This is a genomic window from Zavarzinia aquatilis, from assembly GCF_003173035.1.
Classification (GTDB): Bacteria; Pseudomonadota; Alphaproteobacteria; order Zavarziniales; family Zavarziniaceae; genus Zavarzinia; species Zavarzinia aquatilis.
Genome location: NZ_QGLE01000003.1, coordinates 14,942 through 39,922, shown reverse-complemented (window position 1 = coordinate 39,922; position 24,981 = coordinate 14,942). Strand labels below are relative to the sequence as shown.

Here is a 24,981-nt window from a genome sequence, read left to right as displayed (position 1 = left end):
GCCCAAGGGCGCCGTTCGGCCGCGGAAGGCGGCCCAAGGGCGCCGTTCGGCCGCGGAAGGCGGCCCAAGGGCGCCCCTCAGCCGCAGAAGGCCGCCGCTTCGCTGGCGGAAATCCGCCCGTCGCCATTCGTATCGAGCTTCGCCCCGCGCTCGGTCAGCTTGGCCAGCAGCTCGTCGAGACTGACCCGGAAATCGAGATCGGCATCGGCTGCCATCACGAGATCGGAGGTCGCGGGCGTCAGCAGATAGCGCCGCCGCTCGGGATCCTGCACTTCGGTGCCACCCGGCGTCTTCATTGGCGCATTCGACGTCGGCGGCAGCGGGCCGGCGATGGAGCGGCGGTATTCGGCCGGATAGGTCTTCTTCCGGTAATCGGTCAATTCGACCGGGGTGATCAGGCCGTTACGATCCGTATCGACCTCGGCGAAGAAGCGGCGGGCATCGGCCTTGGCCTCGGCCAGATCGACCGCGCCATCCTTGTTGGTATCCGCCTGTTCGACCCAGCGCGACTGGGCGGCGGAACAACCGCTCGACGGATCGTCGACCAGGGGCTGACCCGAGATCGCCGAGGGCGGCCCGACTTCATAGGACAGGCGCGGCCGGCTGCAGGAAACGAGGGCAAGCGAGACCATCGCGACGACCAGCAGCGGCCGATGCGCGCGACCATGCACGTCAAACACCATGAACTGTCCCTTTTCCTCCCGTTTCGGCGATCCTAGAGGCATTTCAGGCGAAGTGGAATCCGGTTCGCCGTCCGTAGATGCGTCAAATCAAAAGATCAGGGCATCGGGGGAGGAAAAGCCGCGTCGCACCCCGGCGGAAATCCCGCCGGGGTGCATTGCCGCCGCATCGTGAGGCCGAACCGGCGGCAGCCGCCCCGCCCTCAGAAGAACAGGATCGTGCCGAGGGCGAAGATGTCTTCGGAAGCGTCGCTGCCGTCATGCGCTTCCGAGTCCATGTGGATGTATTCGCCGACCACGGTCGCCCATTTGCGCAAGGAATAGCGCGCCTGCAGCGCGGTCGAGGTGTTGCTCTCGACCAGGATCGACGACGCCTCGCCATGGGCGAGATCGAGATAGGACGCCCCGTAACTGGCGCCGACCATGAACTTGCCGAAGGTATAGGTACCCTGGACGAGGAAGCCCTGCGAATCGCGCGCCTCGCCATTGGCGGCGACCGAGCCGTAGAACAGGCCGGTCGTGCCGACACCCTTGCCGTTATAGTAATAGCCAAGCAGGCTCGCCCCGCCCCAGGTCAGCTTGGCGCCGACATCGACGGCATAGGCCGTGGTCTCCGCCGCCGAGGGCTCGCCCTTGTCCTGGCTCGCGCTCAACTCCTGCACGACGCCGCCGGCGAAGAGCCGGCCGCCGATGTCGCCCGTGTCGAAATCATAGGTCACCTTGCCCTGGAAGCCGGGCGAATCGTGACCGGTCAGGTTCGGACCCAGCACGGCGACGGTATCGAGCGGCTGGAAAATGCCGAGCGACGCCTTGAAGCCACCGAAATCGGGCGTCGTATAGGTGATCTGCGGCTGGAAGTCGGTATAGATGTAACCTGTGCCGATATGGCCGAGGGACGTGTTGGAAGGCGCCGCGTTGCTGCCCGTGCCGCCGACGCCGAGCAGCAGCATGTCGGACAGAATGGCTTCCGAGCCGAACAGGCCGATGTCGCGCCCCGCCTTGAATTCGCCAAAGCGGTCCGAAGCGACGGTCATATAGACCTGGCGGAAGTCGATGCCCGAGGTGGCGAGGCCCTGGGGCGCGCCGGCGGAATTGGCGCCATTGGTCCAGTTGACGCTGTTGATCCCGGGATAGAGGCCGAAATGGCCGCCATAGGTGACGCCATCGTCGGTCGTCGTCACGTCGATCTTCAGGAAGCCCGGCAGCAGGCCGTTGCGCACCGACGAGGTATCATCGGTGCCGCCCACGGTGCCGAGGGCGACAGGCTGGTTGCCGTCGTCCTTGCCGCTGTGAACGTAGAAGGCGTTGATCGAGCCCGACAGCGCGATATCGACCGGGCCGACCTGCATCCCGATACCCTTGGACGGATCCTTGACCTTGACGTAGAGCGAGTCGCCGCCTTGCGTCGCCTCCGCCTTCGCGGCGGCGACCGCGGCCGCCGTCGCCTCTTCCTGCTTTTGCGCCGCCACCTTGTCCTCGGCCTGCTTGCGGCCGAGGATGGCGTTATATTCCTGCTGGTTCAGAATGCCCTTGGCCTTCAGCTGGCGCAGCAGGTCCTCGGTCGCGTCGGCGTGCGCCGGCCCCGCGGCCAGCAGACCGCAAAGCGCGACACCCCCCAGCAACCATCCCCCGATCCCCTTGTAACCCGACATGTCGTTCCTCCGGTTCTGTCCCTGACCGCCGATCGCCCGTGTGACCCGGGCATGACCGGCGGTGGCTGGCAGAATTCCGGCCGCGCGACGAATTTGAAATTGCACTTTGCACTTAAGACGTTCGGCCTATCCGGCGCGAAAACCAAAGTTCAATGAACTTTGGTATCATCGACCGTTCAAAGGTCGAAGACCGAAGCCGCGGTGTGACCGCCCGGCCTCAGCCGCGCGCCTTGCAGGGGCTTTCGGGCTCGTCGTCGCCCAATGTATCGAGGGGAGTTACCCGGTGCAGGAACCCGTCCTCGGGCGCGACCGAGACGAGGCTGCGCACCGTCGTCAGCAGGACGGGCTGACGCATCTGGCGGTCCCAGCGCCGGAACGACAGGGGCGCGCCCTTGAAGCCGGCGACACCGAAATCGGGCGCCAGCAGGGCGGCGCGGAGCGCGGGCACATCGGCGCTCGCGGCCCGGGTCGCCGCCTCGCCCAGCGCGCGAAGGGCGAGCCAGTTGGCGTAATCGCGCGCCGTCATGGGCCGGCCAGCCTGTTTCTCGAACCGGCGCTGCAGCTGGGTCGCGCCCCATTGCTCGTTGGCCCGGCTCCAGCCCGTCGGCACGAGGCCGTGGGTGCCGGCGACCGGGCGCGGCAGGGCGGTGCGATAGGGCAGATATTCGCCGAAATCATCCGCCTCGTCGGCGACGATCAGCACGTCGTAGTCGCCAACCCTGGTCAGCGGGCGGATTTCCTCGCGCGCATTGGTCACGCCGCTGTCGGTGCGGCGGTTGCCGACTTCATAGGTCCAGGGCTTGTCCTCGGCGATCCTGGCGCCGAAGCGCGCGGCCGAGGCGCGCACCGCGGCGGCGAAGGCCCTGTCGTCGCCCGACGGGCCGACCACCAGGAACCACTGCCGCCAGCCCATGGCCACGAGATATTGCGCCAGCGCGTCGGCCCGCATGGCGCGCGACAGGGCGGTGTGGAACAGATTGGTCCGGCACGCCTCGCGGCGCAGATCGTCATCGGTCACACGCGCGTTGATGACGATGTCGTCGGCCGAGGCCGGCAGGGCCAGCAGGGCATCGAGATCGGCGCGGGACAGATCGGCGACGACGAGGCGCGGCCCCGCCAGCGCCGCCGCCAGCTCGGACGAATCCGCCAAAGCCCCCTCGGCCGGCAGGGTGATTTCGCGCAAGGCATAGGTCTGGCCGGTGAAACGGCCCGAGGCATTGTCGTCGGCAAGACCGAGACGGGCCCCCTGACGCCCCTCCTCCTCGGGCACGGGCTCGAGGAAGGAGAAGGGAATCGGTGGTTCCTCCGACCGCGTGACATGGGTGATTTCAAGCTCAACCGGCGCCGCCACGGCCTGGGCGAGCGGCAGCAGCGCGAGACCCGCCGCCAGCAACATGGCTTTCATCGCGGTCATCCCTCCCCTTCGAACACGGTCCTGGAAAATTCCGCGATCCAGGCCGCGCCTTCATCCCTGTTGGCGCGTCTTTGCTGCGCGCTTTCGCCGACCTTGCTGATGAACCCTTCACGGGCCTTGATCCTGCCGTCGACGATGCCATAGCTGCCGCCGACGATCACCGTCTCGTCGGCCGACAGCCGGCTGTAGCAGGTGTTGAACAGATCGGCCGGCGGCGCCGCCCGCCCCAGCCATTCGGCAGCCAGGGTGCCGGCCATCAGAAGGGCCTGGGCCCGGGCCGAAAAGGCCGATTTCGGCATGTCGCCGGGGATGCAGGCATCGCCCACGGCGCTGATCCGGGGCGAGACCGCAGTCCGGAAGCCCGCGCCCGCGACCGGAACCCAGCCGGTCGCATCGACAAGGCCGCTGTTCCCGGCGACCGCGCCCGCCCGCTGCGGCGGCACGACATGGAGCAGGTCGAAGGCGAAGGCGCCGGTCTCGGTCTCGACCCGTTTCGCGCCGAGGTCGAGACGCAGGATACGGCCGATGGCCTCGACCGGATACCATTCGATCATGCCGGGATAGAGCCGGCGCCAGGCATCCTCGAACAGCGCCTGCTTGGGAAAGGACGATTTGGCGTCAAGGATCGCGATGCGGCCGCGCTTGCCCCGGGCCTTCAGGCGCGCGGCGATGGCCGTCGCCCGCTCGTAAGGCGCGGGCGGGCAGCGATAGGGCGCGGGCGGCGCCAGCAGCACGACATTGGCGCCATCGTCGAGGGCGTCGATCCGCTCGCGCAGGGGCAGGATGCTCTCCCCCGCGGTCCAGAAGGGCGGCAACACGGCGGGATCGTAACCCTCGTAATCCGGTGGGCGGATCGAAATGCCGGCGGCGATCACCGCATGGTCGTAAGCCGTGCCGGCGATACGCGGCCGCTCGCCATCGAGGTCGATGCGTTCGACACCTTCGACCCGCAGGCCCATGCCGGCGGCGCGGATCGCCTCGTGACGATGCAGCAGGGCGCCGTCGTCGAGCCAGCCGGCCAGCGCCTGATTGGCGCCGAAACAGGCGTGATAGGCCGGCAACGGCTCGAACACGTCGATGCTTGCGCCAGGCAGCAGGCGGCGCAGCGCGAAGGCCGCGCTCGACCCCGCGACACCGGCGCCGACGATGGCGAGGCGCAGCCCCGCGCCATCGCCCGCGCGCGCCGGGGGCGCCAGCAGCAGCGCGCCGGCCGCCAGCAGGCCGCGCCGGGTCAGGCTCATGCGAGGCCCGGCCTCGCCCGGCCCAGCAACCCGCGCTGCGGATCATAGGCGAGCCGCGCCAGCAGGAAGGCGGCGAGCCCGGTCCCGGCGACGACCGCGAGGGCAAGGGGCTCCAGCTCGCCATAGGCGGCGAAGCGGATCAGTTCGACCGCATAGGTGAAGGGATTGACGAGGCACAGGTAATAGACCGGGGCCGCCGCCGCCTCGCCGATCTTCCACAGGGGATAGAGCGCGCTGGAGAGGAAGAACATCGGGAAGATGACGAAATTCATCGCCCCGGCGAAATTCTCGAGCTGGCGGATGGTGGCGGACAGCAGCAGCCCGACCGCGCCCAGCATCAGCGCCGACAGGACCAGCGCCGGCAGCACGGTGAGATAGCCGAGCGCCGGCAGCCGCACGTCAAGGAGGGCAGCGACGCCCAGAAAGGCATAGACCTGCACGAGGGAGAGCAGCACGCCCGCCAGCAGCTTGGCGAACAGCAACCACCAGCGTGGCAGGGGCGCGGTCAGCACCAGCCGCATCATGCCCATCTCGCGGTCGTAGACGAGGGAGAGCGAGGATTGCATCCCGTTGAACAGCAGAACCATGGCGGCAAGGCCGGGCAGGACATAGACCTGATAAGTCACATAGGTCTGGTAGGGCGGAATGATCGAGACGCCGAAGACATTCTGGAAGCCGGCGGCAAAGACCATGAGCCAGAGCAGCGGCCGCACCAGCGCCGAGGCGAGGCGGCTGCGCTGCTCGACGAAACGCCGGAGATCCCGGCGCGCGATGGCGGCGGCGGCGCCAAGGGCGTGTCCGATCGCGCTCATGATCCCGCGCCGCCGGTAAGGGCAAGAAAGGCTTCGGTCAGCGTGCCCCGGCCGGAGGCGGCGACCACATCGGCCGGCGCGCCGGTTGCGACCACGCGGCCCTGATCGAGGATCACCACCCGGTCGGCCTGGCCGACCTCCTCGACGAGATGGGTGGCCCAGAGCACGCCGCAGCCGGTGAGGTGGCGCAACCGGTCGATCTCGCCGCGCAGGGCGATGCGGCTGCCGGGGTCGAGCGCATCCGTCGGCTCGTCGAGGAGCAGGAGCGCGGGGCCGCCGATCAGCGCCCGCGCCAGCTCGACCCGGCGGCGCAGCCCGCCCGAGAGTTCCCGCGCGCGTGACCGCAGACGGTCGGTTAGGCCAAGACGGCTCAGGGCATCGGCGACGGCGGCCCGGCGTTCTTTACGCGGCACACCCCGCAGCGCGGCGTAATAGGACAGATTCTCGCCGACCGAGAGGTCGGGATCGAGCGTCGCCTCCTGAAAGACGATGCCAAGGGCGGCGAGCGCGCGCACCGGCTCGGCCGCGACATCGGCGCCGGCCACCGTCGCCCGCCCGCCATCCGCCGGGATGAGACCTTCAATGACCCGGAACAATGTCGTCTTGCCGGCGCCGTTGGGGCCGAGCAGGGCAACCATCTCCCCCGCCCCGACCTGCAGCGAGACGCCGTCCAGCGCCTTGCGCGCGCCATAATGGCGGGTGACCGCCGCCACCTCGAGCACGGCCCCCCCGGAAAGCCCGGAGGCTTCCGGCAGGGCACCGCGCCGCGGCAGGGAGACGAGGTCGCCCATGCGCCGCCTAGTGGTGATGCGAGGCGAGGAAGGCGATCACCGCCGCCCGGTCCTCGGGTTTCTTCAGGCCCATGAAGCTCATATGCGTGCCGGGCACCGCCGCCTTGGGGTTGAGCAGATAATGGTCGAGTTCGGCCTCGGTCCAGGTGCCGCCCTTGGCCTTCATGGCATCGGAATACTTGAAGCCTTCGATCGAGGCAACAGGCCGGCCGACGACGCCGAACAACGACGGGCCGACCTTGTTCTCGCCCTCGGCCACCGAATGGCAGGACATGCACTTCTTGAAGACTTTTTCCCCTGCCTCCAGATCGTCGGCAAGGGCGAGCCCCGGCGCGAAGAGAATGGCGGCAAGGCTGAGCGCGCGAATGGCGGACACTGGAATTTCCTCCCCCGAGGTCGATCGTTGAACGGAAGCTAGGAAGCTTCCCGGCCAGGGCCAATTGCACTTTCGATCAGTAGACCCGGACAGGGTCCGGCGCGATGATGACGGCAAGAAGGCCATGCAAGTGCCCGGTCGGGAGAGCGCGTATGTCGAAGATCAGGGAGGAAGCGGTGCCACCGATCCGGCGGGCGACCAGCGAAGCGATGGGGGTCGAGACGGCGGTGGCCGATATCGTCGCCGGCATCGGCCGCGCGCCCATCGCCCTCCTGCTGCTGTTCTGCTCGCCCAGCCATCCGCTCGACGCGGTCGCCGCGGGGATCGAGGAGGCCCTGCCCGGCGTCACCATCGCCGGCTGCACCACGGCGGGCGAGATCACGCCTTTCGGCTATCGCACCGGCACGGTCACGGCGGTCGCCCTGTCGGAGCCGCATTTCATCGCGACGCCGCATCTGATCGAGCCCATGTCGGCCTTTTCCTTCGAGGAAGGACGGGTGCTCGCCCGCACCCTGCGCCAGACCCATGCCGAGGCCTGCCGCGGCCGCCCGGGCGAGACTTTCGCCCTCGCCGTCTCGGACGGCCTGTCCATGAGCGAGGAGCGCCTCGCCTCGGTGCTCGGCGACGTGCTCGAGGAAATCCCGCTCGTCGGCGGCTCGGCGGGCGACGACCTGATGTTCCGCGAAACCCGCGTGCTGCTCGGCGATGTGACGCGCAAGGATGCGGCCATCGTCATCCTGGTCACCACCGACCTGCCGTTCCAGGTGTTCCAGACCCAGCACTTCGTCTCGTCGAGCGAGAAACTGGTGGTTACCCGGGCGGACCCCACGCGCCGCCTCGTCACCGAGATCAACGCGGAACCCGCGGCGGAGGAATATGCCCGCCTGATCGGCCTGCAGGTCGCCGACCTGACGCCGCCCGTCTTCGCCTCGCGCCCGCTGGTCGTCCGGGTCGGCGGCCGCGACTATGTGCGCTCGATCCAGCGGGTGAACGGGGACGGCAGCCTGTCGTTCTTCTGCGCGATCGACGAGGGCATCGTGATGAATGTCGCCAATTCGATCGACCTCGTCGCCAATCTGATCGACACCTTCGAGAACCTGAAGCAGGCGGTGGGCGGCCGGATCGAGGCGGTGATCGGCTTCGACTGCGCCTTCCGCTACATCGAGATGGAGCAGCGACAGCTGCTGCCCATGGTCTCGCGGCTCTTCGCCGAGAACCGGGTCGTCGGCTTTTCCACCTATGGCGAGCAATTCGGCATGATGCATGTGAACCAGACCTTCACCGGTATCGCCTTCGGCGGGCATGTGGCGGCATGAGCGGGACGGAGCGCATCGCCGAACTCGAACGCAAGCTGGCCAAGCTCGCCGAGATCAACCGCGCCCTGATGGGCCGGGTCGAACGCAGCCTGGATTTCCACGGCAATGCCTTCTCGCTGTTCGAATCGGCGATCTTCCTCGACCGCAAGGTGAACGAGCGCACGCGCGAGCTGACCGACACCATGCGTTCGCTCGAGACGACGAACAACGAGCTGAACGCGGCGATCATCGCCAGCCACACGGCGCAGAACCGCCTGCACGACGCGATCAACTCGATGTCGGAAGGCTTCGCCCTGTTCGACCGCGACGACCGCCTGATCCTGTTCAACCAGAAATTCCTCGATTACTGGCCGTCGCAGCGCGAGCGCATCCGCGCCGGCATCACCTATCACGAGCTGCTGACCCAGAGTTTCCGCCGCGGCGAGATCGCGATGGCCCAGGAACTCGCCGCCGACTGGATCAAGAACCGCCTGGCCGAGCGGGTGAACGTGCGGCGTGGCCACCCCGCGCGCAGCATCCATTCGCTTCGCGATGGCCGCTGGGTGCAGAGCAACGACCGCCTGTCGGCCGAAGGCGGCATCGCCTCGGTGCTGACCGACATCACCGACCTGAAGCGGGCCGAGCGCGAGATGCGCGAACAGGCGCTGGCCGAACGTTCGCTGCACCTGCAGGCGACGATCGAGAGCATGTCGCTCGGCGTCGCCGTGTTCGATGCCGGCGGTATGCTGGTCCATGCCAACGAACGCTTCTGGCGCCTCCTCGACCTGCCGCCGGTCTTCGCCATGCCGGGCGCGACCTTCGAGGAATTCAAGGCCTACAACCGGCGCCGTGGCTCGGCCGCGCTGATCCCCGAAGGCGGTGAGCGCGATGAACGCTGCTGGGCCGGGCGCTGGTTCTCGGTCAAGCGCGACCGGATGCCCGACGGCGGCTTCGTCTGCACCTTCGAGGACGTGACCGTGCGCAAGGAGGCGGAACTCGCCCTGCGCGACAGCGAAAGGCGCATCCGCCTCGTCACCGACGCCATGCCGGCGATGATCTGTTATGTCGACGCGGGTCTCGTCTACCGCTTCACCAATCGCCCCTATCGCGAGGCCTTCGCCGCCGGGCGCGATCCCGTCGGCCTCCACGTCGCCCAGGTGCTGGCGCCGGCCGACTATGCCTCGCGCAAGGACCACATGGAGCAGGCGCTGGGCGGGCGCTTCACCACTTTCGAGCTGAATCTGCCCGGGCAGGGCCGTTTCGGCATCGCGACCTATGTGCCCCATATCGCCGACGACGGCAGCGTGATCGGCTTCTTCACCCTCATTCAGGACATCACCGAGCGGCGCCGGGCGGCCAAGCTGCTGGCCGAGGCCAACGAGATGCTGGAGCGCCGGGTGGCCGAACGGACCGCCAGCCTCGTCACCCTGAACGAGACGCTGCGCAGCGAAATCTCGGAACGCGAGCGCGTCTCCGTCGAATTGCAACAGGCCAAGCTCGACGCCGAGCGGGCCAACCTGTCGAAGACCAAATTCCTGACCGACGCCAGCCACGACCTGCTGCAGCCGCTGAACGCGGCGCGTCTCTTCGTCTCGTCGCTGATCGAACAATCCCTGCCGCCGCAGAGCGCGGCCCTGACGCGGAAGCTCGACAACTCCCTCAGCGCGGTCGAGGAATTGCTGGGCACCCTGCTCGACATCTCGAAATTCGACGCCGGCCGCGTCGTCATCGAGGAACAGGTGGTTTCGCTCGATACCATCCTGTCGGGCCTCGTCGATGAAATGGCGCCGGTCGCGCGGGCCCGGGGCCTTGACCTGCGCATGGTGCCGACCTCGGTCTTCGTGCGCACCGATCCGCGCCTGTTCCGCCGCATCCTGCAGAATCTCGTCTCGAACGCCATCCGTTACACGCCGCGCGGCCGCATCCTGATCGGCGTGCGCCGGGCGGGGCACCTGGCCCGTGTCACCGTGCTCGACACCGGCGTCGGCATTCCGGCCGAGCGCATGGAGGATATCTTCGAGGAATTCAGGCGCCTGGAGCAGCCGGAGGGCATGGTCAACGGCTTCGGCCTTGGCCTGTCCATCGTCCGCCGCATCGCCCGCCTGCTGGGGCACCAGGTTTCCGTGCGCTCTGGCTTCGGCCAAGGCTCGGCCTTCGCGGTCGATCTGCCGGTCAGCACCGCCCGGCCGAGCGTACGCCCGGTCCTGCCGGTGCCGCCAGTCGCGCCGGTCGCCCGGGTCGGCACCCGCGTCCTTGTCATCGACAACGAACAGGCGATCCTCGACGGGATGCGCTCCCTGCTCGAGGGCTGGTCGTGCGAGGTCGCGGTCGCCCGCGGCCTGTCCGACGCCATGAATGCCGCCGGACGCCAGCCGCCCGACATCGTGCTGGCCGATTTCCATCTCGACCGCGGGCAGACCGGGATCGAGGCGATCGGCGCCCTGCGCCGCCGCCTGGGCGGCACGGTGCCGGCCGCCCTGCTGACCGCCGACCGCAGCGTCGAGCTGCGCCAGAACATCTCGTCGATGGAACGCTGCGCCCTGCTCTACAAGCCGGTCAAGCCGGCCAAGCTGCGCGCCCTGATGACCGCCCTGCTGGACGGCTGAGGCGTCGCCTCAGCTGCCCACGTCCTGCAATTCCTTCATGCGCCGAAGGGCGAGCACGGCCTGGGTCCGGCTGGCGACGCCGAGCTTGTGCAGCACGGCCGAGACATGGGCCTTCACCGTCGTCTCCGAGACCGAGAGGAGATAGCTGATCTCCTTGTTCAGGCGCCCCTCGCCCATGAGTTCCAGCACGCGCATCTGCTGGGGCGTGAGCGAGCCGATCTTGGCGAAGGGCTCGTCCTGCACGCGGCCCTTGGGCACCGGCCGGGTCGAGACGGCGAGCGATCCCGCGTCGGGCACGAAAACCCCGCCCGCCAGCACCTGTTCGACCGCGGCCCGGATCCGCTCGCGCCCCAGGGACTTCGGAATGTAACCGGCCGCGCCACAGGCGAGGCAGCGGGCGACCGTGTCCTCGTCCGCGAGGGCGGAAACGATGACGATGGGCAGGTCGGGCCGCACCTTGCGCAGGGTGACGAGACCGGCGAGCCCGTCCATGCCGGGCATCCGCAGGTCGAGCAGGGCGAGGTCGAATTCATCGTCGCCTTCGACGAGTTCGAGCACGCCGCCAAGGCTCGCCGCCTCGACGACGAGGGCATCGCCGCGAACCGCCGCCACCGCGCCCTGCAGGGCTTCGCGGAATAGCGGATGGTCGTCGGCGATCAGCACTTTCAGCATAGGTCCCCCCGGATGACTTCCGTTTCTGTCCGGCTTCTGCGGCCGGGTCGTTTGGCCCTCATTGGAGCCGGTCAGGTGCGGTTTGGCAACCCTACCAAAGGAAAAGACCGGGGCGGCATCGCCCCCCCGGTCTCTTGTGTCGCGATATGGAAATCAAGCCTTCTTCGGCAGCTTGAAGACCCAGAGCATACCGCCCTGATTGAAGCTCTTCACGAAGTCGGCCACATCGCCGCCCCACAGCGGCACCGCGCCGCCCCAGCCCGAGACCACGGCGACATATTGTTCGCCGTCCATGTCCCAGGTGATCGGGCTCGCCACGACGCCCGAGCCGGTGTTGAAGCTCCACAACTCCTCGCCGGTCTCGTCGTCGAAGGCCTTCAGATAGCCTTCGGGCGTGCCGGTGAAGACGAGACCGCCGCCGGTGGTCAGCACGCCGCCCCACAGCGGCGCATGGTTCTTGTATTCCCACTTGATCTTGCCGGTGGCCGGGTCCATGGCGCGCAGCACGCCGATATGGTCCTGGTAGAGCGGCTTGATCGTGAAGCCGGCGCCGAGATAGGCCGCGCCCTTCTTGTAGGTGATCGGCTCGTTCCAGATGTCCATGCCCCATTCGTTCGACGGAATGTAGAACAGGCCGGTCTTCTGGCTGTAGGCCATCGGCATCCAGTTCTTGCCGCCGAGGAAGGACGGCGCGGTGAACACGGACGTGCCCTTGCCGTCGGCCCCGCCGCCCTTCGCGGGATCGCCCGGGCGGAAGTCGGTATTGTAGATCGGCCGGCCGTTCTCGTCATAGCCCTTGGCCCAGTCATGGCGCGAGACGAAGGGGCTGGCGCTGATGAACTTGCCGGTGGTGCGGTCGAGCACGAAGAAGAAGCCGTTACGGTCGGCCGTCGCCGCCGCGTCGATGGTCTTGCCGTCGGCGCCCTTGAGCGGGAAGGAGATCAGCTCGTTGACACCGTCGAAGTCCCAGCCGTCATGCGGCGTGGTCTGGTACGACCACTTGATCTCGCCGGTCTTGGGGTCGATCGCGAGGCGGGACGACGAATAGAGATTGTCGCCCGGACGCAGCCAGGAATTCCACGGCGACGGGTTGCCGGTGCCGTAGTAGAGCAGGCCGGTCTTCGGATCGTAGGTGCCGCCGAGCCAGGTGCCGCCGCCGCCGGTCTGCCACTGGTCGCCCTGCCAGGAGGCGTTCTTGGTCCCGGTCATGGTCGAGGGCTTGCCGTCGAGCGTGCCGACGTTGCCTTCGATCACCGGACGGATCCACTTCATCTCGCCCGTGTTGGCGTCGAGCGCGTAGACCTTGCCGACGATGCCGAATTCGCCGCCGCCGATGCCGGTGATGACCATGCCGTTGACGACCAGCGGCGCATTGGTGATCGAATAGCCGGCCTTGTAATCCTCGATCGCCTTCGACCACACGACCTTGCCGGTCTCGCGGTTCAGCGCCACGACCTTGGCGTCCAGCGTGCCGAAATAGACCTTGTCGCCATAGACGGCGGCGCCGCGGTTGATCACGTCGCAGCAGGGCATGATGCCGTCGGGCAGACGGTGATTATATTCCCACAGCTCCTTGCCGGTCTTGACATCGATCGCCCACATGCGGCTGTAGGAGCCGGTGACATACATCACGCCATCGACCACCAGCGGCTGGCTTTCCTGCCCGCGCTGCTTCTCGCCGCCGAAGGAGAAGCCCCAGATCGGAACGAGGCCCTTCACCGTCTCCTTGTTGACGAGGTCGAGCGGGCTGAAGCGCTGACCCTGCGTGCCGAGGCCGTAGGTCAGGACATCGCCCGTCGTCTCGGCATCGTTCAGAATATCCTGATCGGTTACAGGCTTGGCGAGGCCCAGCCCCGCGAAGCCGAGCGTCGTCGCCATGGCCAGCGTCACCGCCGCCACCGACCGCCTCAAAGTCGTTGCCATCCCAGTCTCCCTTGCGTCATGGCGCCCTCGAGGGGCTTTTCCAACCGGCGCGCGAAGTCCTCCCCTCCGCGAGCCGGCTCCTGCATAGTGGGCAAGCGACAAGGACGCGCCTATTGCCCAATAGTACGACACTCGTATCGTTACTTCGGACCGCTCAATCGTCCGAAAGTACTGCCCGCTCGAAAGCGGGGTAGAGATGAGCGACCGTGCGGGCGAATTCTTCCCGCGCGACGGCGAGACCGGCGAATTCCGGCGGCAATGGCAGCGCCAGGATTTCGGCGGCGTCGCGGCCCTCCGCCGCCGCAGCGCCCAGCGTCTGCTTCAGCCAGCGCAGATAGGCCTCGGTCTGATCGAGGGCGGCGGGCGGCGGCGCGGCGGGGCCATGCCCGGGCACGATGAGCAGGGGCGAGAGCGCGCGCAGGCGGACAAGCGCCGCCAGCCAGCGGTCGATGTCGGCCTGCGGCGTGGTCGGGGTGCGCGCCAGAAAGGCGAGGTCGCCGGCGAAGAGCACGCCCGTCGTCCGGTCCAGCACGGCGAGGTCCGCGGCGGTATGGCCGTCGAGGGCGATCAGCTCGAAATCATGACCGCCGATCGTCATCGGGCCGGGGGCCACGCTCTCGCGCGGGGGCTCGCTGGACGTTCCCGCCATGGCATCGCCGACGAGGCGGTAGATGCCGTCGAGGATGGCGCCCGGCATGGCCTCGATCTCGGCCCTGGTCGCCGGCAGGGCGGCCACCGGCACATCGGCGAAGGCGCCGTCGCCGAGGTAATGGTCGGGATGGGCATGGGTGACGAGGACAAGGCGGATCGGCCTGTCGGTCACCGTGGCGATCAGCGCCCGCAGCTGCCGCCCGTAGTCGAGCGAGGGGCCGCTGTCGATGACGACGACGCCATCCCCGGTCACGACGAAGGCGGTATTGACGATGTTGCCGCCGTTCGCGCGGGTGAAATGCTCCATCCGCCCCGGCACCAGATAGGTATCCTCGGCGATCTTCTCGGCCCTCAGCGCGTAGTCGAAGGCGAGCGCGGGCGGCGAGGCCAGCAGCGCCAGGCCAAGGGCGAAGGCCGCGCGTTTCACAGCGTCACCTTGCGCGAAAAGACATTGCCGTTGTTGTCGCGGGCGCGGATGCCGACCTCGGACAGGCCAAGGGCGGTCGGCAGCTCGAAGGTGAAGAGCGGGTTCTCGGACACGGGCTCGGAGGTCGCGAGTTCGCCCAGCACCTCGCCAGCCGCGTCGGTCAGCACCAGCTGTTCGATGAAGAAGGCGGGAATGCCGGCGGCAAGCCCCGTGTCCATCGGGTGGCGGATCTGCAGGCGGATACGCTTTCGCCCCTCGCGGTCGAAAACCCGGACCGAGGTCTCGCCCAGCCGCGCCGTCCAGTCCGCCTCGCCATGGGCGAGGGCCGGCGCCGTGCAGCCGCCGCCCATGGCGTCGATCCAGAGGCCGCCGACATGCCAGCGCCCCTGCCCGTCGAGCGCGGCGGCCCGCAAAGGGGTCGCCTGCTGTATCTTGAAGCGGGCGGCAAGCACGGGGGCGAGGCGCCCGGGCGTGAAGTCGAGGATGCGGTTGATCGGGTTCAGGTCGGCGAAGACAAGGATGCGCAGCACCCGCGACAGCCGCGTCGCGTCGATCAGGAAGGGCACCTGCATCGCATCCTCGGCCGAGGTCGGCGCGGTCACGCTGACCTTGTCGTCGAAGACGAAGGGGGCATCGCCCAGGAACGCTTCCCGCATCAGGCCCCAGTTGACCGATTGCAGCGGATCGTCCGGCGTCGGCCCGGCCCGGCCGATGCGGGGGCCCATGGCGAGGCCGGCCATGCCGGCGAGCAGGGCGCGCCGCGCGATCATCGCTGCGGTGCCAGCCAGGTGACGCCGGCATCGGCGAAGATGCGGCGCAGGGTGCCGTCCTCCGCCATCGCGCCAAGGGCGTCGCCGACTTCGTAGACGAAGGGCCGGCAGGTCTCGCGCACGGCACAGCCGACGGTCCAGCGCGAGCGGAACATGCCGCCCATGATGAAGGGCCTGACCGAAGCCCTGGGCGCGTGCTGCGGCCCGAACGCCTCGATCTGGGCCGATTGCAGGATGACCGCGTCGACCTCGCCCGCGCCGAGCGCCTGCATCGCCTCGAGGGGGCGCAGGAAATGAACGGCCGCGTTGCGCATCCGCCCGCCGTTGGCGGAGGACAGCCAGAAGTCCGGCAGGGTGTCGATCTCGACCCCGATGCGCTTGTCCTCATCCGCCTCGGGATCGAAGCCACCCGGCAGCTTGTCCGGGTCGGTCGCGATGGCGAAGCCTTCCTCGAAATAGGGCCCGAACAGCACGGTGAGATCATTGTTGATCTGAATCTGCCGGTCGTAAGGGACATGGAACATCAGGTCGCCGACGCTGCGGTCGATCAGATTGCCGCGCCAGATACCGTTGCGCAGGTCGTCGTCGATCTTCTCGCCCGCGACCAGCGGGAAGAAGCTGGGCGTCAGCTTGATGCGCTGCGCCACTTCGCGCCCGACCGCGACGTCGATGCCTCTGGGGCCGTCGGGCGCGGTCCAGGAATAGGGCGCGAAATCCTCGTAATAGGGGATGCGCAGGATGCCGCGTTCGCGGATCGTGTCGTAGCGCAGGGGCCCGAGGGTGTCGATATCCGCGCGGGCCCGCGCCGGCAGCGCGAGGCCCGCCGCGAGCGAACCCGCGAGACCGAGGAAGGCGCGCCGGTTGGGCATCCTATTCCTCGTGCTTGCTTTCGATATAGGTGCGGATGGCCCAGAGTCCCTCCTGGCTCAGCACGCCGTCGAACACGGGCATGTAGACCTTGCCGTCGCGCACGGCGCCATGCTTCATCCGCTCGACGAACCAGGCATCGCCGTCCGGCCCGACCTCGAGCTGGCGCAGGTCAGGGGCGATGCCGCCCGACTTCACCTCGAGGCCGTGGCAGCGGGCACAGTTCTGGTTGTAACCCGACGAGCCGATCTCGATCGCCCGCGCGTTGCCCGTGTAGGGATTGGTTTCGCGCCACTCGCTGCCCAGCGGCTCCAGCCCGGTCGTGTCCACCTGCTGGGGCGTGACGTCGCCATGGCCGAAGGCCGCGCCGGCCGCGACCGCGACACCCGCCGCCGTCACCGCCGCCACAAGGATATCGCGCATGATGTGCCGATTTGCGGCCATGGTTCCCATTCCTCCCGAATGCTTGTTGACGGCAAGCTATGGGCGGACGGCATCCACCACCATTGTACTTTGGATCGAACGCTTCTCTGTCTCGTTCCAAAGTGCCATGGCGCCGCGCATATTCCCGGCTATCGTCTTCTGCAACGAGAGCGCGGTTTCCGGCAAAGTGGACGCCGGTTTGCCGCTAGAAACCGCGCCAACTCAAGACATCTGAGTCATTTGCCGATTCCGCGAATCGGCAAATGACTCTGGAGGGAGGAAGGAATGCCGACACAAGGTCGGAAGCTGCGGGCCACGCTCGTTTTCGCTGCCGGAATCTCGCTTGGCGCCGCCCCGCTGCGGGCTGAAACCATCTATGTCTCGAACGAACGCGACAATACGATCAGCGTGATCGACGGCGCGACGCTGGCCGTTACGGCGACGATCAAGGTCGGCAAGCGCCCGCGCGGTATCCTGACCGATTCGAAATTCACCCGGCTCTACATCTGCGCCAGCGACGACGACACGGTGCAGGTGATGGATATCGCGACGCGCAAGATCATCGGCGAACTGCCGTCCGGCGACGATCCCGAGCAATTCGCCCTGCACCCCGACGACCGGCACCTCTACATCTCGAACGAGGACGACAATATCGCGACCGTGGTCGACGTCGAGACGCGCCAGGTGGTCGCCCAGATCGAGGTCGGGGTCGAGCCCGAGGGCATGGCCGTCAGCCCGGACGGGGCATGGGCGGTCAATACCTCCGAGACCACCAACATGGTGCACTGGATCGACACGGCGCAGCAGAAACTGGTCGACAATACCCTGGTGGGCCAGCGGCCGCGTCATGCCGAATTCAGCCATGACGGCAAGACCCTGTGGGTCTCGTCCGAGATCGGCGGCACGGTCACGGTGATCGACGTCGCGACGCGCAAGGTGATCAAGACCATCGGCTTCGCCATCAAGGGTATGCCGGCCGACCAGATCCAGCCGGTCGGGGTGAAGCTGACGCGCGACGGCGCCACCGCCTTCGCCGCCCTCGGCCCCGCCAATCATGTCGCGGTGATCGACGCGAAGACGCTCGAGGTGAAGGATTACCTGCTGGTCGGGCGCCGGGTCTGGCACCTGGCCTTCAATGGCGACGAAAGCCGGCTCTACACCACGAATGGCGTCAGCAACGATGTCTCGGTCATCGACGTCGCCAAGCTGGAAGTGACGAAATCCATTCCCGTGGGGCGGGCCCCATGGGGTGCCGTGGTCGTGCCCTGACCGCGGCTGGCCGCGGCGCCGTCCCCTCTTCTGCACGGACGGTGCCGCGCCCCCTCGCCTGACCCCTCGTTGCGAAACGAGGGGTCTCTTTTTTCAGCTTTTGCCGCCCATGCGGCGCCAGGCCCGCACCACCGGTTCGGCGAGGGAAGCGGCGCGGGCGAGATCGAACAATTCATCATGCCGGGGCGAGCGTTCGCAGGCCGGGTCAATCGCCCCCGCCTCGCCGGTCAGGGCCAGGGCCTGACAGCGGCAGCCGCCCCAGTCGATCTCGCGCCGGTCACAGGATTTGCAGGTTTCGGGCATCCAGTCGGTGCCACGAAAGGCGGCGAAGGCGGGGTCGTCGGCCCAGATATCGGCGAGGCTGCGTTCCGGATAGGTGGCGAAGGCGAGGCTCGTGATCGTCTCCGCCGCGTGGCAGGGCAGCACCTTGCCCTCGGGCGAGACATTGAGGAACCGCCGGCCCCAGCCGCCCATGCAGGCCTTGGGCTTGCGGGCGTAATAATCGGGAATGACATAGTCGATGACGAGGCGCCCGCCGAGGCGCGCCCGCTCCCGCTCGACAAGGGCGGTCGCCGCGTCGAGCTGGGCGAGGGTCGGCATCAGGAAATCGCGGTTCTTCAGCGCCCAGCCGTAATACTGGACATGGGCGATCTCGATGCGCTGGGCCTCGACCTCTTCCGCGAAGGCGATCATGTCGCCGACCCGGTCGAGATTCTGCCGGTGCACCACGGCGTTGATCGTCAGGGCGAGGCCCGCCTCGCCGACCAGCAGCGCCGCCTGCCGCTTCTTCGGCAGGGCGCCGGGATAGGCGCTGATCAGGTCGGAACCCGCCGGATCGCTGTCCTGAATGGAAATCTGCACATGATCGAGCCCGGCCCGCGCCAGCGCCTCCATCTTCGTGGCATCGAGCAGCACGCCCGAGGTGATAAGATTGGTATAGAGCCCGGCCGCCCTGGCATGGCCGACGAGCTGGGCAAGGTCGGTCCGCACCATCGGCTCGCCGCCCGAGAAATGAATCTGCAGGATGCCGAGGGCGGCCGCCTCGTCGATCAGGCGCTGCCAGTCCGCCGTCGCCAGCTCCGCCCCCGCCCGCACCAGCTCCACCGGGTTCGAGCAATAGGGGCACTGCAATGGGCAGCGATGGGTGATCTCGGCGAGCAGGGCGAGCGGCGGCTCGCGCGTCATGGCGTCCACGCGCCGGGCGCCGGCAGCCCCGGCTGGACATAGGCGAAATAGAGCGCGTCGAGCTGGGCCCAGAGCACGTCGCATTTGAAGTTCAGGGCGGCGATCACCGCCTGCTGCTGGTCCGGCCGCCGGGCCTCGCGCTTGACGTAGTCGAGGGCGAAATCGGCATCGCGCGGCGCCTGGGTCAGGCGCTTGTCGAAATAGGCCAGGGTCTCCTTCGAGACGAAATCATAATGGGCCAACATGCCGGAAACGCGGGTCGCGATGATGCCGGGCGAGAACATCTCGGTCAGCGACGAGGCGATGGCTTCCAGCAGGGTCTTGTCCGAGACGAAGCGGACATAGGCGTCGACGGCGAATTTGGTCGCCGGCAGGATGCCGCGCCCGGCCATCACCTCGGCGCGGTCGAAGCCGAAGGAATCGGTCAGCCGCAGCCAGCGTTCGATGCCGCCGTCGCCCTCGCGCTCGCCGTCGTGATCGACGATGCGCTGGCGCCACGAGCGGCGCAGGGCGGGGTCTTCCAGCCGGGCGAGCAGGGCCGCGTCCTTCAGCGGAATCCGGCTCTGGTAGTAGTAACGGTTCAGGGCCCAGGCGGCGACCTGATCGCGGTTCAGCCGGCCTTCCTGCAGCAGGATCTGGAACGGATGCTTGTCGTGATAGCGGGCGGTGCCGACGGCGCGCAGGGCCGCTTCCAGTTCATCCGGCGTCATGATCGCGTTCATGGGTGGATTTCCTCCCCGTCGACGGGAATGTGCCAGCCCCTGGCCTCGGCTTCGGCCCGCTCTGGCGTGTCGGCGGCGAGGACCGGGTTGGTCGTGTTGATGTGGATGAAGATGCGCCGTCCGATGTCGAGGCCGGCCAGCTTCGCCATGGCGCCATCCGCGCCCGACATGCTGACGTGGCCCATGCGCTGGCCGGTCTTGGGCGATACGCCAAGCTGGACCAGTTCGTCGTCCCGCCACAGCGTGCCGTCGAACAGCAGCAGATCGCAGCCGTCGATCCGCGCCCGTACCTTCTCGTCGATCTCGGCGCAGCCGGGGATGAACAGAACACGCCGTCCGCCCCCGGTCAGCTCCAGCCCGACCGTGGTGCCGGGCTTGCCGGCGAGCGAGCCCTGCCCCTCAAGGTAAAGCGGCACCTTGCCCGGCACATCGAACGCCGTGACGGTCACGCCCGAAGACAGGGTGAAGGTCTCGTCGAGCATGAAGGGGGCGCGTGGCACCCTTGCGGCCGGCAGGGCGCCGAAGATCGGGTTGGCGTCGATCGTCGCCAGCGTCTCGGCTGAACCGCGCAGGGTGAATTCATGCCCCTCGCGCAGGGTCAGCAGGCCGGTGACGAAGTCGATCTCGCCCCCGGTCAGCAGCACGTCGCGGATCGGCGAATGGCGCAGGCCTTCGCGCGGCCAAAGCGCCGCGTTGGCCAGGATCTGGCTGCGCAGGTCGGGCGACGCGTTGATCAGGGTCCAGTCGCGACCGTCGAGGGTGACGGCGATCGAGGTCTGGGTGCGGGCGGGGGCGGCGGGATCACCCCGCCAGGCGCGCAGCGAATTGGCGCTGCGGCAGTTCCACTGGGGAAAGCCGCCGCCGGCCGCGGTACCAAGAAGCAGAATGCGCATGGCGATCGACGGCCGGCGGCGACACCGAACTCAGCGCTCGGCGCAGGCGTAGCAGTTGATTTCCATGCCGACGCGCACTTCGGAAATTTGGGGCTTGGACCACTTCTTCATCGCATTACTCCCTGATTGTGGGTTCTGTCGCCTCACGACGCTGAACTCTAGCCGCGAAGCGCAGACCTTTGGATTGTCCTTTAGGACGAGCGCGACACGCTCTCCGTCCACCTCCTGCCATACACCATTCAGGCTGCCGTTGCAGCCCATTCCTCGCCACTCATTGGGGGGGCCAGGGCATCGGTCTCGGCATCGGTGAAGACCCGGCTGCGGGTGAGGAAACGCACGCCCTCCGGCGCCTCGAGCGAGAAGCCGGAGCCGCGCCCGGGCACCACGTCGATGATCAGCTGGGTGTGAGACCAATAGTCGAACTGGGCGGCGCCCATGAAGAAGGGCGTGCCCTCGATCGTGCCGAGGAAGACGTCGCGGCCGCCGACGCGGAATTCGCCGCGCGGGTAGCACATGGGGGCGGAGCCGTCGCAGCAGCCGCCCGATTGATGAAACAGCAAAGGCCCGTGCAGGGCCTTCAGTTTGCCGATGACCGCCGCCGCGGCCTCGGTCACTTCGACGCGAGAGACCATATCGGTTCCTTTCCGAGCGTGCTCCCCCCCGCTTGAGGCCGCCCGGCGCGCGCCCGCGTCACCGGCCGGAGATGGAACCGGCGGCCCTTTCGGGGCCGCCGGCGCATTTTCGTCCGATCAGAAGAAGCCCAGGGCCTTCGGGCTGTAGCTGACCAGCATGTTCTTGGTCTGCTGATAGTGATCGAGCATCATCTTGTGGGTCTCGCGGCCGATGCCCGACTGCTTGTAACCACCGAAGGCCGCATGGGCCGGATAGAGGTGGTAGCAGTTGGTCCACACGCGGCCGGCCTGGATCGCCCGGCCAAAGCGATAGGCGCGGTTGCCATCACGGGTCCAGACGCCGGCGCCGAGGCCATAGAGCGTGTCGTTGGCGATGTGAAGCGCCTCGGCCTCGTCCTTGAAGGTGGTCACGGACACCACGGGCCCGAAGATTTCCTCCTGGAAGATGCGCATCTTGTTGTTGCCGCGGAACACCGTCGGCTTCACATAGTAGCCGCCGGCCAGTTCGCCGCCGAGGATGTTGCGCTCGCCGCCGATCAGCAGCTCGGCGCCTTCCGCCTTGCCGATGTCGATATAGGACAGGATCTTCTCGAGCTGGTCGTTCGAGGCCTGGGCGCCGATCATGGTCGCGCCTTCGAGCGGGCTGCCCTGCTTGATGGCGGCGACGCGGGCGAGGGCGCGATCCATGAACTTGTCATAGATCTTCTCGTGGATGAGGGCGCGGCTGGGGCAGGTGCAGACTTCGCCCTGGTTCAGCGCGAAGAGGACGAAGCCCTCGATCGCCTTGTCGAAATAGTCGTCGTCCTCGGCCGCCACGTCCTCGTGGAAGATGTTCGGCGACTTGCCGCCCAGCTCCAGCGTCACCGGGATCAGGTTCTCGGAGGCATACTGCATGATCAGCCGGCCGGTGGTGGTCTCACCGGTGAAGGCGATCTTGGAGATGCGCTTGTTGGAGGCGAGCGGCTTGCCCGCTTCGATGCCGAAGCCGTTGACGATGTTGAGGACGCCCGGCGGCAGGATGTCGCCGATCAGCTCGGCCCAGACCATGATCGACAGCGGGGTCTGTTCGGCGGGCTTCAGCACGACGCAGTTGCCGGCGGCGAGCGCCGGGGCCAGCTTCCAGCAGGCCATCAGCAGCGGGAAGTTCCACGGAATGATCTGGCCGACGACGCCCAGGGGCTCGTGGAAGTGATAGGCCATCGTATCGTGATCGACTTCGCCGATGGTGCCTTCCTGCGAACGGACGCAGGAGGCGAAATAGCGGAAGTGGTCGATGGCGAGCGGCAGGTCGGCCGCCTTGGTCTCGCGGATCGGCTTGCCGTTGTCGATGGTCTCGACCATGGCGAGAAGGTCCAGCTTCTCTTCCATGCGGTCGGCGATCTTGTTGAGGAGCCGGGCACGTTCGGCGACCGAGGTCCGGCCCCAGGCGTCCTTGGCGGCATGGGCGGCGTCGAGCGCCAGCTCGATGTCCTCGGCGGTCGAACGGGCGATCTGGGCGACCGGCATCCCGGTGATCGGGGTGATATTGTCGAAATACTGGCCGCGCACCGGGGCAACCCACTTGCCGCCGATGAAATTGTCGTAGCGCGAGCGGAACGCGATGGATTTCGAGATTTCTTCGATGGTCTGATGGATCATGGTTCGCTCCCTGGGCCTCGGTATTTTCATGGGGCCGCTGACAGAAGCGTTAGCCCAAAGCGGCCGGGGCCAGTATAGCACTATGGTACTAAACTGGCCTGCCCATTCCGGCGGCAGAAGCGACGGCAGATGTTGCATCCGCGGCAATTTTCTCGCAGATGCAGCAGGAACTGGACGTTGGTAACCTGTTCCGTCTTCAATCTTCGGCAAGGCCGCAGGCCCGCCGCAGCATATCGGTGTAATGGGGCGGCACCGGCGGCACCGCCTGTCCGTCCAGCATGGCAACGGGCAAGAGCAGGCGCAGGCTGTTGGTCAGGAACAGGGGCGCGCCGGCAAGATCGGCCGAGGTCAGGCTGCGCTCGCCCGCGCCCGCCGTCTCGATCAGGAAGGCCCGCATGATGCCGGGGCGAACCCCGTCCCCGACCGGCGGCGTCACCAGTTCGCCGCCAATGAGGGCGAAGAGATTGGCCATGGCGCTGCCGGCGACGCGGCCCCTGGTGTTCAGCATCAGGGCATCGTCCGCCCCCGCCCCCTTCGCCTCGGCCAGGGCAAGGACATTGTCGAGATAGGCGAGGGTCTTCAGCCGCGACAGGGGCGAGGTTTCGTTGCGCCGGATCGAGACGGTGGCGAGGGCGACCGGCTGGAAGGCCATGGCCGGCGTCCAGGGCGCGAGACTGGCGAGGACGATGGGCAGGGAGCTGGCCGGCGGCAGCAGCCCGCGTGGGCCGGCGCCCCGGCTGACCGTCACCCGGATCGCGCCATGGGGGCCGGGCATGGCCGCGACGAGATCGGCCACCGCCCGCTCGACCGTCGCCATCGGTACCGCGAAGCCAAGGACACCTGCCGCCGCCGCGAGGCTGTCGAGATGGGCGCCCAGGGCGAAGGGCGACCGGTTGAACACACCGATGGTCTCGAACACGCCATCGCCCAGCAACAGGCCGCGATCCGTGGCATCGAGCGGGATCGTCCCGCCAGCGCTCAGGCGCCCGTCGAACCAGATCATCGCAGCGTCTCCAGAAAATTGCGCAGCAGGGCATGACCGCCCTCGGTCAGCACGGATTCCGGGTGGAACTGCACCCCGAAGGTCGGATGCTCGGCATGGGCAAGCGCCATCACTTCGCCCTCGTCCGAGCGCGCCGTAACCGAAAGCGGCTCCTCCCCCGACAATTCGACGACGAGGGAATGGTAACGCCCGACCTTCAGGGGCGAGGGCAGGCCGGCGAACAGCCCCCTGCCTTCATGCGCGATCCCGGTCGCCTGACCGTGCAGCGGCCGCCGCGCCCGCGCGATCCGCCCGCCGAAGGCCTGGCCGATGCACTGATGACCGAGGCAGACGCCGAGGATCGGCAGACGCCCCGACAGGCCCCGCACCACGTCGAGTGAGACTCCCGCCTGATCCGGCGCGCAGGGCCCGGGCGAAATCACGATGGCATCGGGCGCCATCGCCTCGACCCCGGCAAGGCTGATCGCGTCGTTGCGCAGCACGGCGACCTCCGCCCCCAGCTCCCGCAGATAGCGGGCGATGTTGAAGACGAAACTGTCGTAATTGTCGATGACGAGGATCGTCATTCGGGTTCGTCCCGACGATCCTGCTTCTGCCAGTCCGGGCGGCAGGCGGCCAGCAGCGTTGCCCAGTCGTCGGGCGGATGGCCGCGATCCAGCATCCGCTCGAACACGGCATAGGGATCGCTGCGGCTGCCCGCGGCGCGCAGGGTCTGTTCGTCGTTGACCCAGGCATAGACGATCACACGGACCCGTGAATCGTACCGAAAGAACAGGCGAAAGCGCCGGCCGATCTTGGCCCGCCGCCAATGGCGATAGGCGCCCCCCAGGGTATTGCCCTGTCGATAGTCGTCGCGGGCCGGATCGCCCGGCACCGCCTCCAGGATCAGGTGGCTGAGCGCGCGGAACAGTTTCACGTTGGCATTGCTCTCGGCCCCTTGCGGATCGCCGCGCCGCGCCCGTTCCACCGCCTGTTGCAGCCGGCGCAACTGCTCGATCACGCCGTCATGAAACAGCAGCGTCCAGCCGTGGCTTTGCAT

25 protein-coding genes are annotated in these 24,981 nt (G+C 67.8%); 3 read left to right on the top strand and 22 right to left on the bottom strand.

What is annotated here, in order from left to right:
• Nucleotides 1-77 precede the first annotated feature (77 nt).
• The 7 genes from DKG74_RS06475 to DKG74_RS06445 form a co-directional block, all read right to left on the bottom strand.
• Complete coding sequence (locus DKG74_RS06475) at nt 78-683, bottom strand: EF-hand domain-containing protein (protein ID WP_165837562.1); 606 nt, start codon at nt 681-683, stop codon at nt 78-80.
• 200 nt (nt 684-883) lie between these two features.
• Nucleotides 884-2,332, bottom strand: a complete 1,449-nt coding sequence (locus tag DKG74_RS06470; protein ID WP_109903884.1) for a porin — start codon at nt 2,330-2,332, stop codon at nt 884-886.
• Nucleotides 2,333-2,549: 217 nt separating this feature from the next.
• Nucleotides 2,550-3,746, bottom strand: a complete 1,197-nt coding sequence (locus DKG74_RS06465; protein ID WP_243404042.1) for a type 1 periplasmic-binding domain-containing protein — start codon at nt 3,744-3,746, stop codon at nt 2,550-2,552.
• Nucleotides 3,743-4,987, bottom strand: a complete 1,245-nt coding sequence (locus DKG74_RS06460) for an FCSD flavin-binding domain-containing protein (protein WP_109903882.1) — start codon at nt 4,985-4,987, stop codon at nt 3,743-3,745. Before DKG74_RS06460 ends, DKG74_RS06465 begins: the two co-directional genes overlap by 4 nt.
• Nucleotides 4,984-5,799, bottom strand: a complete 816-nt coding sequence (locus tag DKG74_RS06455) for an ABC transporter permease (RefSeq protein ID WP_109903880.1) — start codon at nt 5,797-5,799, stop codon at nt 4,984-4,986. The genes DKG74_RS06460 and DKG74_RS06455 overlap by 4 nt, the downstream gene beginning before the upstream one ends.
• The gene (locus DKG74_RS06450; protein WP_109903878.1) at nt 5,796-6,590 is read right to left on the bottom strand and encodes an ABC transporter ATP-binding protein; all 795 of its coding nucleotides are present in this window, start codon (nt 6,588-6,590) and stop codon (nt 5,796-5,798) included. Before DKG74_RS06450 ends, DKG74_RS06455 begins: the two co-directional genes overlap by 4 nt.
• Before the next feature lie 7 nt (nt 6,591-6,597).
• A complete protein-coding gene (locus DKG74_RS06445) occupies nt 6,598-6,966 on the bottom strand; it encodes a c-type cytochrome (protein ID WP_243404041.1) in 369 nt (122 codons plus the stop codon).
• Between the two features lie 152 nt (nt 6,967-7,118).
• On the opposite strand from DKG74_RS06445, the gene DKG74_RS06440 reads away from it, so the two are divergent.
• Nucleotides 7,119-8,282, top strand: a complete 1,164-nt coding sequence (locus tag DKG74_RS06440) for an FIST N-terminal domain-containing protein (protein WP_165837561.1) — start codon at nt 7,119-7,121, stop codon at nt 8,280-8,282.
• On the top strand, nt 8,279-10,867 hold the full coding sequence (locus DKG74_RS06435; protein WP_109903874.1) for a hybrid sensor histidine kinase/response regulator: 2,589 nt from the start codon (nt 8,279-8,281) through the stop codon (nt 10,865-10,867). The genes DKG74_RS06440 and DKG74_RS06435 overlap by 4 nt, the downstream gene beginning before the upstream one ends.
• Nucleotides 10,868-10,876: 9 nt before the next feature.
• Here DKG74_RS06435 and DKG74_RS06430 read toward each other — a convergent pair whose 3' ends face one another.
• The 6 genes from DKG74_RS06430 to pedF all read right to left on the bottom strand — a co-directional run bounded on the left by DKG74_RS06430 (nt 10,877) and on the right by pedF (nt 16,621).
• Nucleotides 10,877-11,539, bottom strand: coding sequence for a response regulator (locus DKG74_RS06430; RefSeq protein WP_109903872.1), 663 nt, complete (start codon nt 11,537-11,539; stop codon nt 10,877-10,879).
• 153 nt (nt 11,540-11,692) lie between these two features.
• A complete protein-coding gene (locus DKG74_RS06425) occupies nt 11,693-13,462 on the bottom strand; it encodes a PQQ-dependent methanol/ethanol family dehydrogenase (RefSeq protein ID WP_109903870.1) in 1,770 nt (589 codons plus the stop codon).
• 154 nt (nt 13,463-13,616) lie between these two features.
• The gene (locus DKG74_RS06420; protein WP_109903868.1) at nt 13,617-14,540 is read right to left on the bottom strand and encodes a quinoprotein relay system zinc metallohydrolase 1; all 924 of its coding nucleotides are present in this window, start codon (nt 14,538-14,540) and stop codon (nt 13,617-13,619) included.
• Nucleotides 14,537-15,310 (bottom strand): quinoprotein dehydrogenase-associated SoxYZ-like carrier, encoded by a 774-nt coding sequence (locus DKG74_RS06415; RefSeq protein WP_207779272.1) that lies wholly within the window; start codon nt 15,308-15,310, stop codon nt 14,537-14,539. Before DKG74_RS06415 ends, DKG74_RS06420 begins: the two co-directional genes overlap by 4 nt.
• Complete coding sequence (locus tag DKG74_RS06410; RefSeq protein ID WP_109903866.1) at nt 15,307-16,179, bottom strand: substrate-binding periplasmic protein; 873 nt, start codon at nt 16,177-16,179, stop codon at nt 15,307-15,309. Before DKG74_RS06410 ends, DKG74_RS06415 begins: the two co-directional genes overlap by 4 nt.
• Before the next feature lies 1 nt (nt 16,180).
• A complete protein-coding gene (gene pedF, locus DKG74_RS06405; RefSeq protein ID WP_243404040.1) occupies nt 16,181-16,621 on the bottom strand; it encodes a cytochrome c-550 PedF in 441 nt (146 codons plus the stop codon).
• A 264-nt stretch (nt 16,622-16,885) separates the two neighbouring features.
• Here pedF and DKG74_RS06400 point away from each other — a divergent pair, with 264 nt between their 5' ends.
• A complete protein-coding gene (locus DKG74_RS06400; protein ID WP_109903864.1) occupies nt 16,886-17,869 on the top strand; it encodes a YVTN family beta-propeller repeat protein in 984 nt (327 codons plus the stop codon).
• Between the two features lie 93 nt (nt 17,870-17,962).
• Here the strand turns inward: DKG74_RS06400 and pqqE are convergent, their stop codons facing one another.
• From pqqE to DKG74_RS06355, 9 genes are all read right to left on the bottom strand, one after another.
• Nucleotides 17,963-19,054, bottom strand: coding sequence for a pyrroloquinoline quinone biosynthesis protein PqqE (gene pqqE, locus DKG74_RS06395; protein ID WP_109904592.1), 1,092 nt, complete (start codon nt 19,052-19,054; stop codon nt 17,963-17,965).
• Nucleotides 19,051-19,776, bottom strand: coding sequence for a pyrroloquinoline-quinone synthase PqqC (gene pqqC, locus DKG74_RS06390; RefSeq protein WP_109903862.1), 726 nt, complete (start codon nt 19,774-19,776; stop codon nt 19,051-19,053). Before pqqC ends, pqqE begins: the two co-directional genes overlap by 4 nt.
• Nucleotides 19,773-20,669 (bottom strand): pyrroloquinoline quinone biosynthesis protein PqqB, encoded by an 897-nt coding sequence (gene pqqB, locus DKG74_RS06385; RefSeq protein ID WP_109903860.1) that lies wholly within the window; start codon nt 20,667-20,669, stop codon nt 19,773-19,775. The genes pqqC and pqqB overlap by 4 nt, the downstream gene beginning before the upstream one ends.
• Nucleotides 20,670-20,699: 30 nt before the next feature.
• Entirely contained in the window at nt 20,700-20,780 is an 81-nt protein-coding gene (gene pqqA, locus DKG74_RS22490; RefSeq protein WP_109903858.1) for a pyrroloquinoline quinone precursor peptide PqqA, read from the bottom strand.
• Nucleotides 20,781-20,908: 128 nt separating this feature from the next.
• On the bottom strand, nt 20,909-21,301 hold the full coding sequence (locus DKG74_RS06375) for a DUF779 domain-containing protein (RefSeq protein WP_109903856.1): 393 nt from the start codon (nt 21,299-21,301) through the stop codon (nt 20,909-20,911).
• A 117-nt stretch (nt 21,302-21,418) separates the two neighbouring features.
• Nucleotides 21,419-22,939: an aldehyde dehydrogenase gene (gene adh, locus DKG74_RS06370; RefSeq protein WP_109903854.1), complete on the bottom strand. Its 1,521-nt coding sequence runs from the start codon at nt 22,937-22,939 to the stop codon at nt 21,419-21,421.
• Nucleotides 22,940-23,135: 196 nt separating this feature from the next.
• Nucleotides 23,136-23,942 carry an aminotransferase class IV gene (locus tag DKG74_RS06365; RefSeq protein WP_109903852.1) on the bottom strand — a complete coding sequence of 269 codons (807 nt, stop codon included), beginning with the start codon at nt 23,940-23,942 and terminating at the stop codon, nt 23,136-23,138.
• Nucleotides 23,939-24,508 (bottom strand): anthranilate synthase component II, encoded by a 570-nt coding sequence (locus DKG74_RS06360; RefSeq protein ID WP_109903850.1) that lies wholly within the window; start codon nt 24,506-24,508, stop codon nt 23,939-23,941. Before DKG74_RS06360 ends, DKG74_RS06365 begins: the two co-directional genes overlap by 4 nt.
• The gene (locus DKG74_RS06355; RefSeq protein WP_109903848.1) at nt 24,505-24,981 is read right to left on the bottom strand and encodes a type II toxin-antitoxin system YhaV family toxin; all 477 of its coding nucleotides are present in this window, start codon (nt 24,979-24,981) and stop codon (nt 24,505-24,507) included. The genes DKG74_RS06360 and DKG74_RS06355 overlap by 4 nt, the downstream gene beginning before the upstream one ends.

What these genes read in the sequence shown, in the direction of transcription:
- DKG74_RS06475 (WP_165837562.1), bottom strand. Translation starts at nt 683, where the DNA reads ATGGTGTTTGACGTGCATGGTCGCGCGCATCGGCCGCTGCTGGTCGTC.
- DKG74_RS06470 (WP_109903884.1), bottom strand. Translation starts at nt 2,332, where the DNA reads ATGTCGGGTTACAAGGGGATCGGGGGATGGTTGCTGGGGGGTGTCGCG.
- DKG74_RS06465 (WP_243404042.1), bottom strand. Translation starts at nt 3,746, where the DNA reads ATGACCGCGATGAAAGCCATGTTGCTGGCGGCGGGTCTCGCGCTGCTG.
- DKG74_RS06460 (WP_109903882.1), bottom strand. Translation starts at nt 4,987, where the DNA reads ATGAGCCTGACCCGGCGCGGCCTGCTGGCGGCCGGCGCGCTGCTGCTG.
- DKG74_RS06455 (WP_109903880.1), bottom strand. Translation starts at nt 5,799, where the DNA reads ATGAGCGCGATCGGACACGCCCTTGGCGCCGCCGCCGCCATCGCGCGC.
- DKG74_RS06450 (WP_109903878.1), bottom strand. Translation starts at nt 6,590, where the DNA reads ATGGGCGACCTCGTCTCCCTGCCGCGGCGCGGTGCCCTGCCGGAAGCC.
- DKG74_RS06440 (WP_165837561.1), top strand. Translation starts at nt 7,119, where the DNA reads ATGTCGAAGATCAGGGAGGAAGCGGTGCCACCGATCCGGCGGGCGACC.
- DKG74_RS06435 (WP_109903874.1), top strand. Translation starts at nt 8,279, where the DNA reads ATGAGCGGGACGGAGCGCATCGCCGAACTCGAACGCAAGCTGGCCAAG.
- DKG74_RS06430 (WP_109903872.1), bottom strand. Translation starts at nt 11,539, where the DNA reads ATGCTGAAAGTGCTGATCGCCGACGACCATCCGCTATTCCGCGAAGCC.
- DKG74_RS06425 (WP_109903870.1), bottom strand. Translation starts at nt 13,462, where the DNA reads ATGGCAACGACTTTGAGGCGGTCGGTGGCGGCGGTGACGCTGGCCATG.
- DKG74_RS06415 (WP_207779272.1), bottom strand. Translation starts at nt 15,310, where the DNA reads ATGATCGCGCGGCGCGCCCTGCTCGCCGGCATGGCCGGCCTCGCCATG.
- DKG74_RS06410 (WP_109903866.1), bottom strand. Translation starts at nt 16,179, where the DNA reads ATGCCCAACCGGCGCGCCTTCCTCGGTCTCGCGGGTTCGCTCGCGGCG.
- pedF (WP_243404040.1), bottom strand. Translation starts at nt 16,621, where the DNA reads ATGGCCGCAAATCGGCACATCATGCGCGATATCCTTGTGGCGGCGGTG.
- DKG74_RS06400 (WP_109903864.1), top strand. Translation starts at nt 16,886, where the DNA reads ATGCCGACACAAGGTCGGAAGCTGCGGGCCACGCTCGTTTTCGCTGCC.
- pqqE (WP_109904592.1), bottom strand. Translation starts at nt 19,054, where the DNA reads ATGACGCGCGAGCCGCCGCTCGCCCTGCTCGCCGAGATCACCCATCGC.
- pqqC (WP_109903862.1), bottom strand. Translation starts at nt 19,776, where the DNA reads ATGAACGCGATCATGACGCCGGATGAACTGGAAGCGGCCCTGCGCGCC.
- pqqB (WP_109903860.1), bottom strand. Translation starts at nt 20,669, where the DNA reads ATGCGCATTCTGCTTCTTGGTACCGCGGCCGGCGGCGGCTTTCCCCAG.
- pqqA (WP_109903858.1), bottom strand. Translation starts at nt 20,780, where the DNA reads ATGAAGAAGTGGTCCAAGCCCCAAATTTCCGAAGTGCGCGTCGGCATG.
- DKG74_RS06375 (WP_109903856.1), bottom strand. Translation starts at nt 21,301, where the DNA reads ATGGTCTCTCGCGTCGAAGTGACCGAGGCCGCGGCGGCGGTCATCGGC.
- adh (WP_109903854.1), bottom strand. Translation starts at nt 22,939, where the DNA reads ATGATCCATCAGACCATCGAAGAAATCTCGAAATCCATCGCGTTCCGC.
- DKG74_RS06365 (WP_109903852.1), bottom strand. Translation starts at nt 23,942, where the DNA reads ATGATCTGGTTCGACGGGCGCCTGAGCGCTGGCGGGACGATCCCGCTC.
- DKG74_RS06360 (WP_109903850.1), bottom strand. Translation starts at nt 24,508, where the DNA reads ATGACGATCCTCGTCATCGACAATTACGACAGTTTCGTCTTCAACATC.
- DKG74_RS06355 (WP_109903848.1), bottom strand. Translation starts at nt 24,981, where the DNA reads ATGCAAAGCCACGGCTGGACGCTGCTGTTTCATGACGGCGTGATCGAG.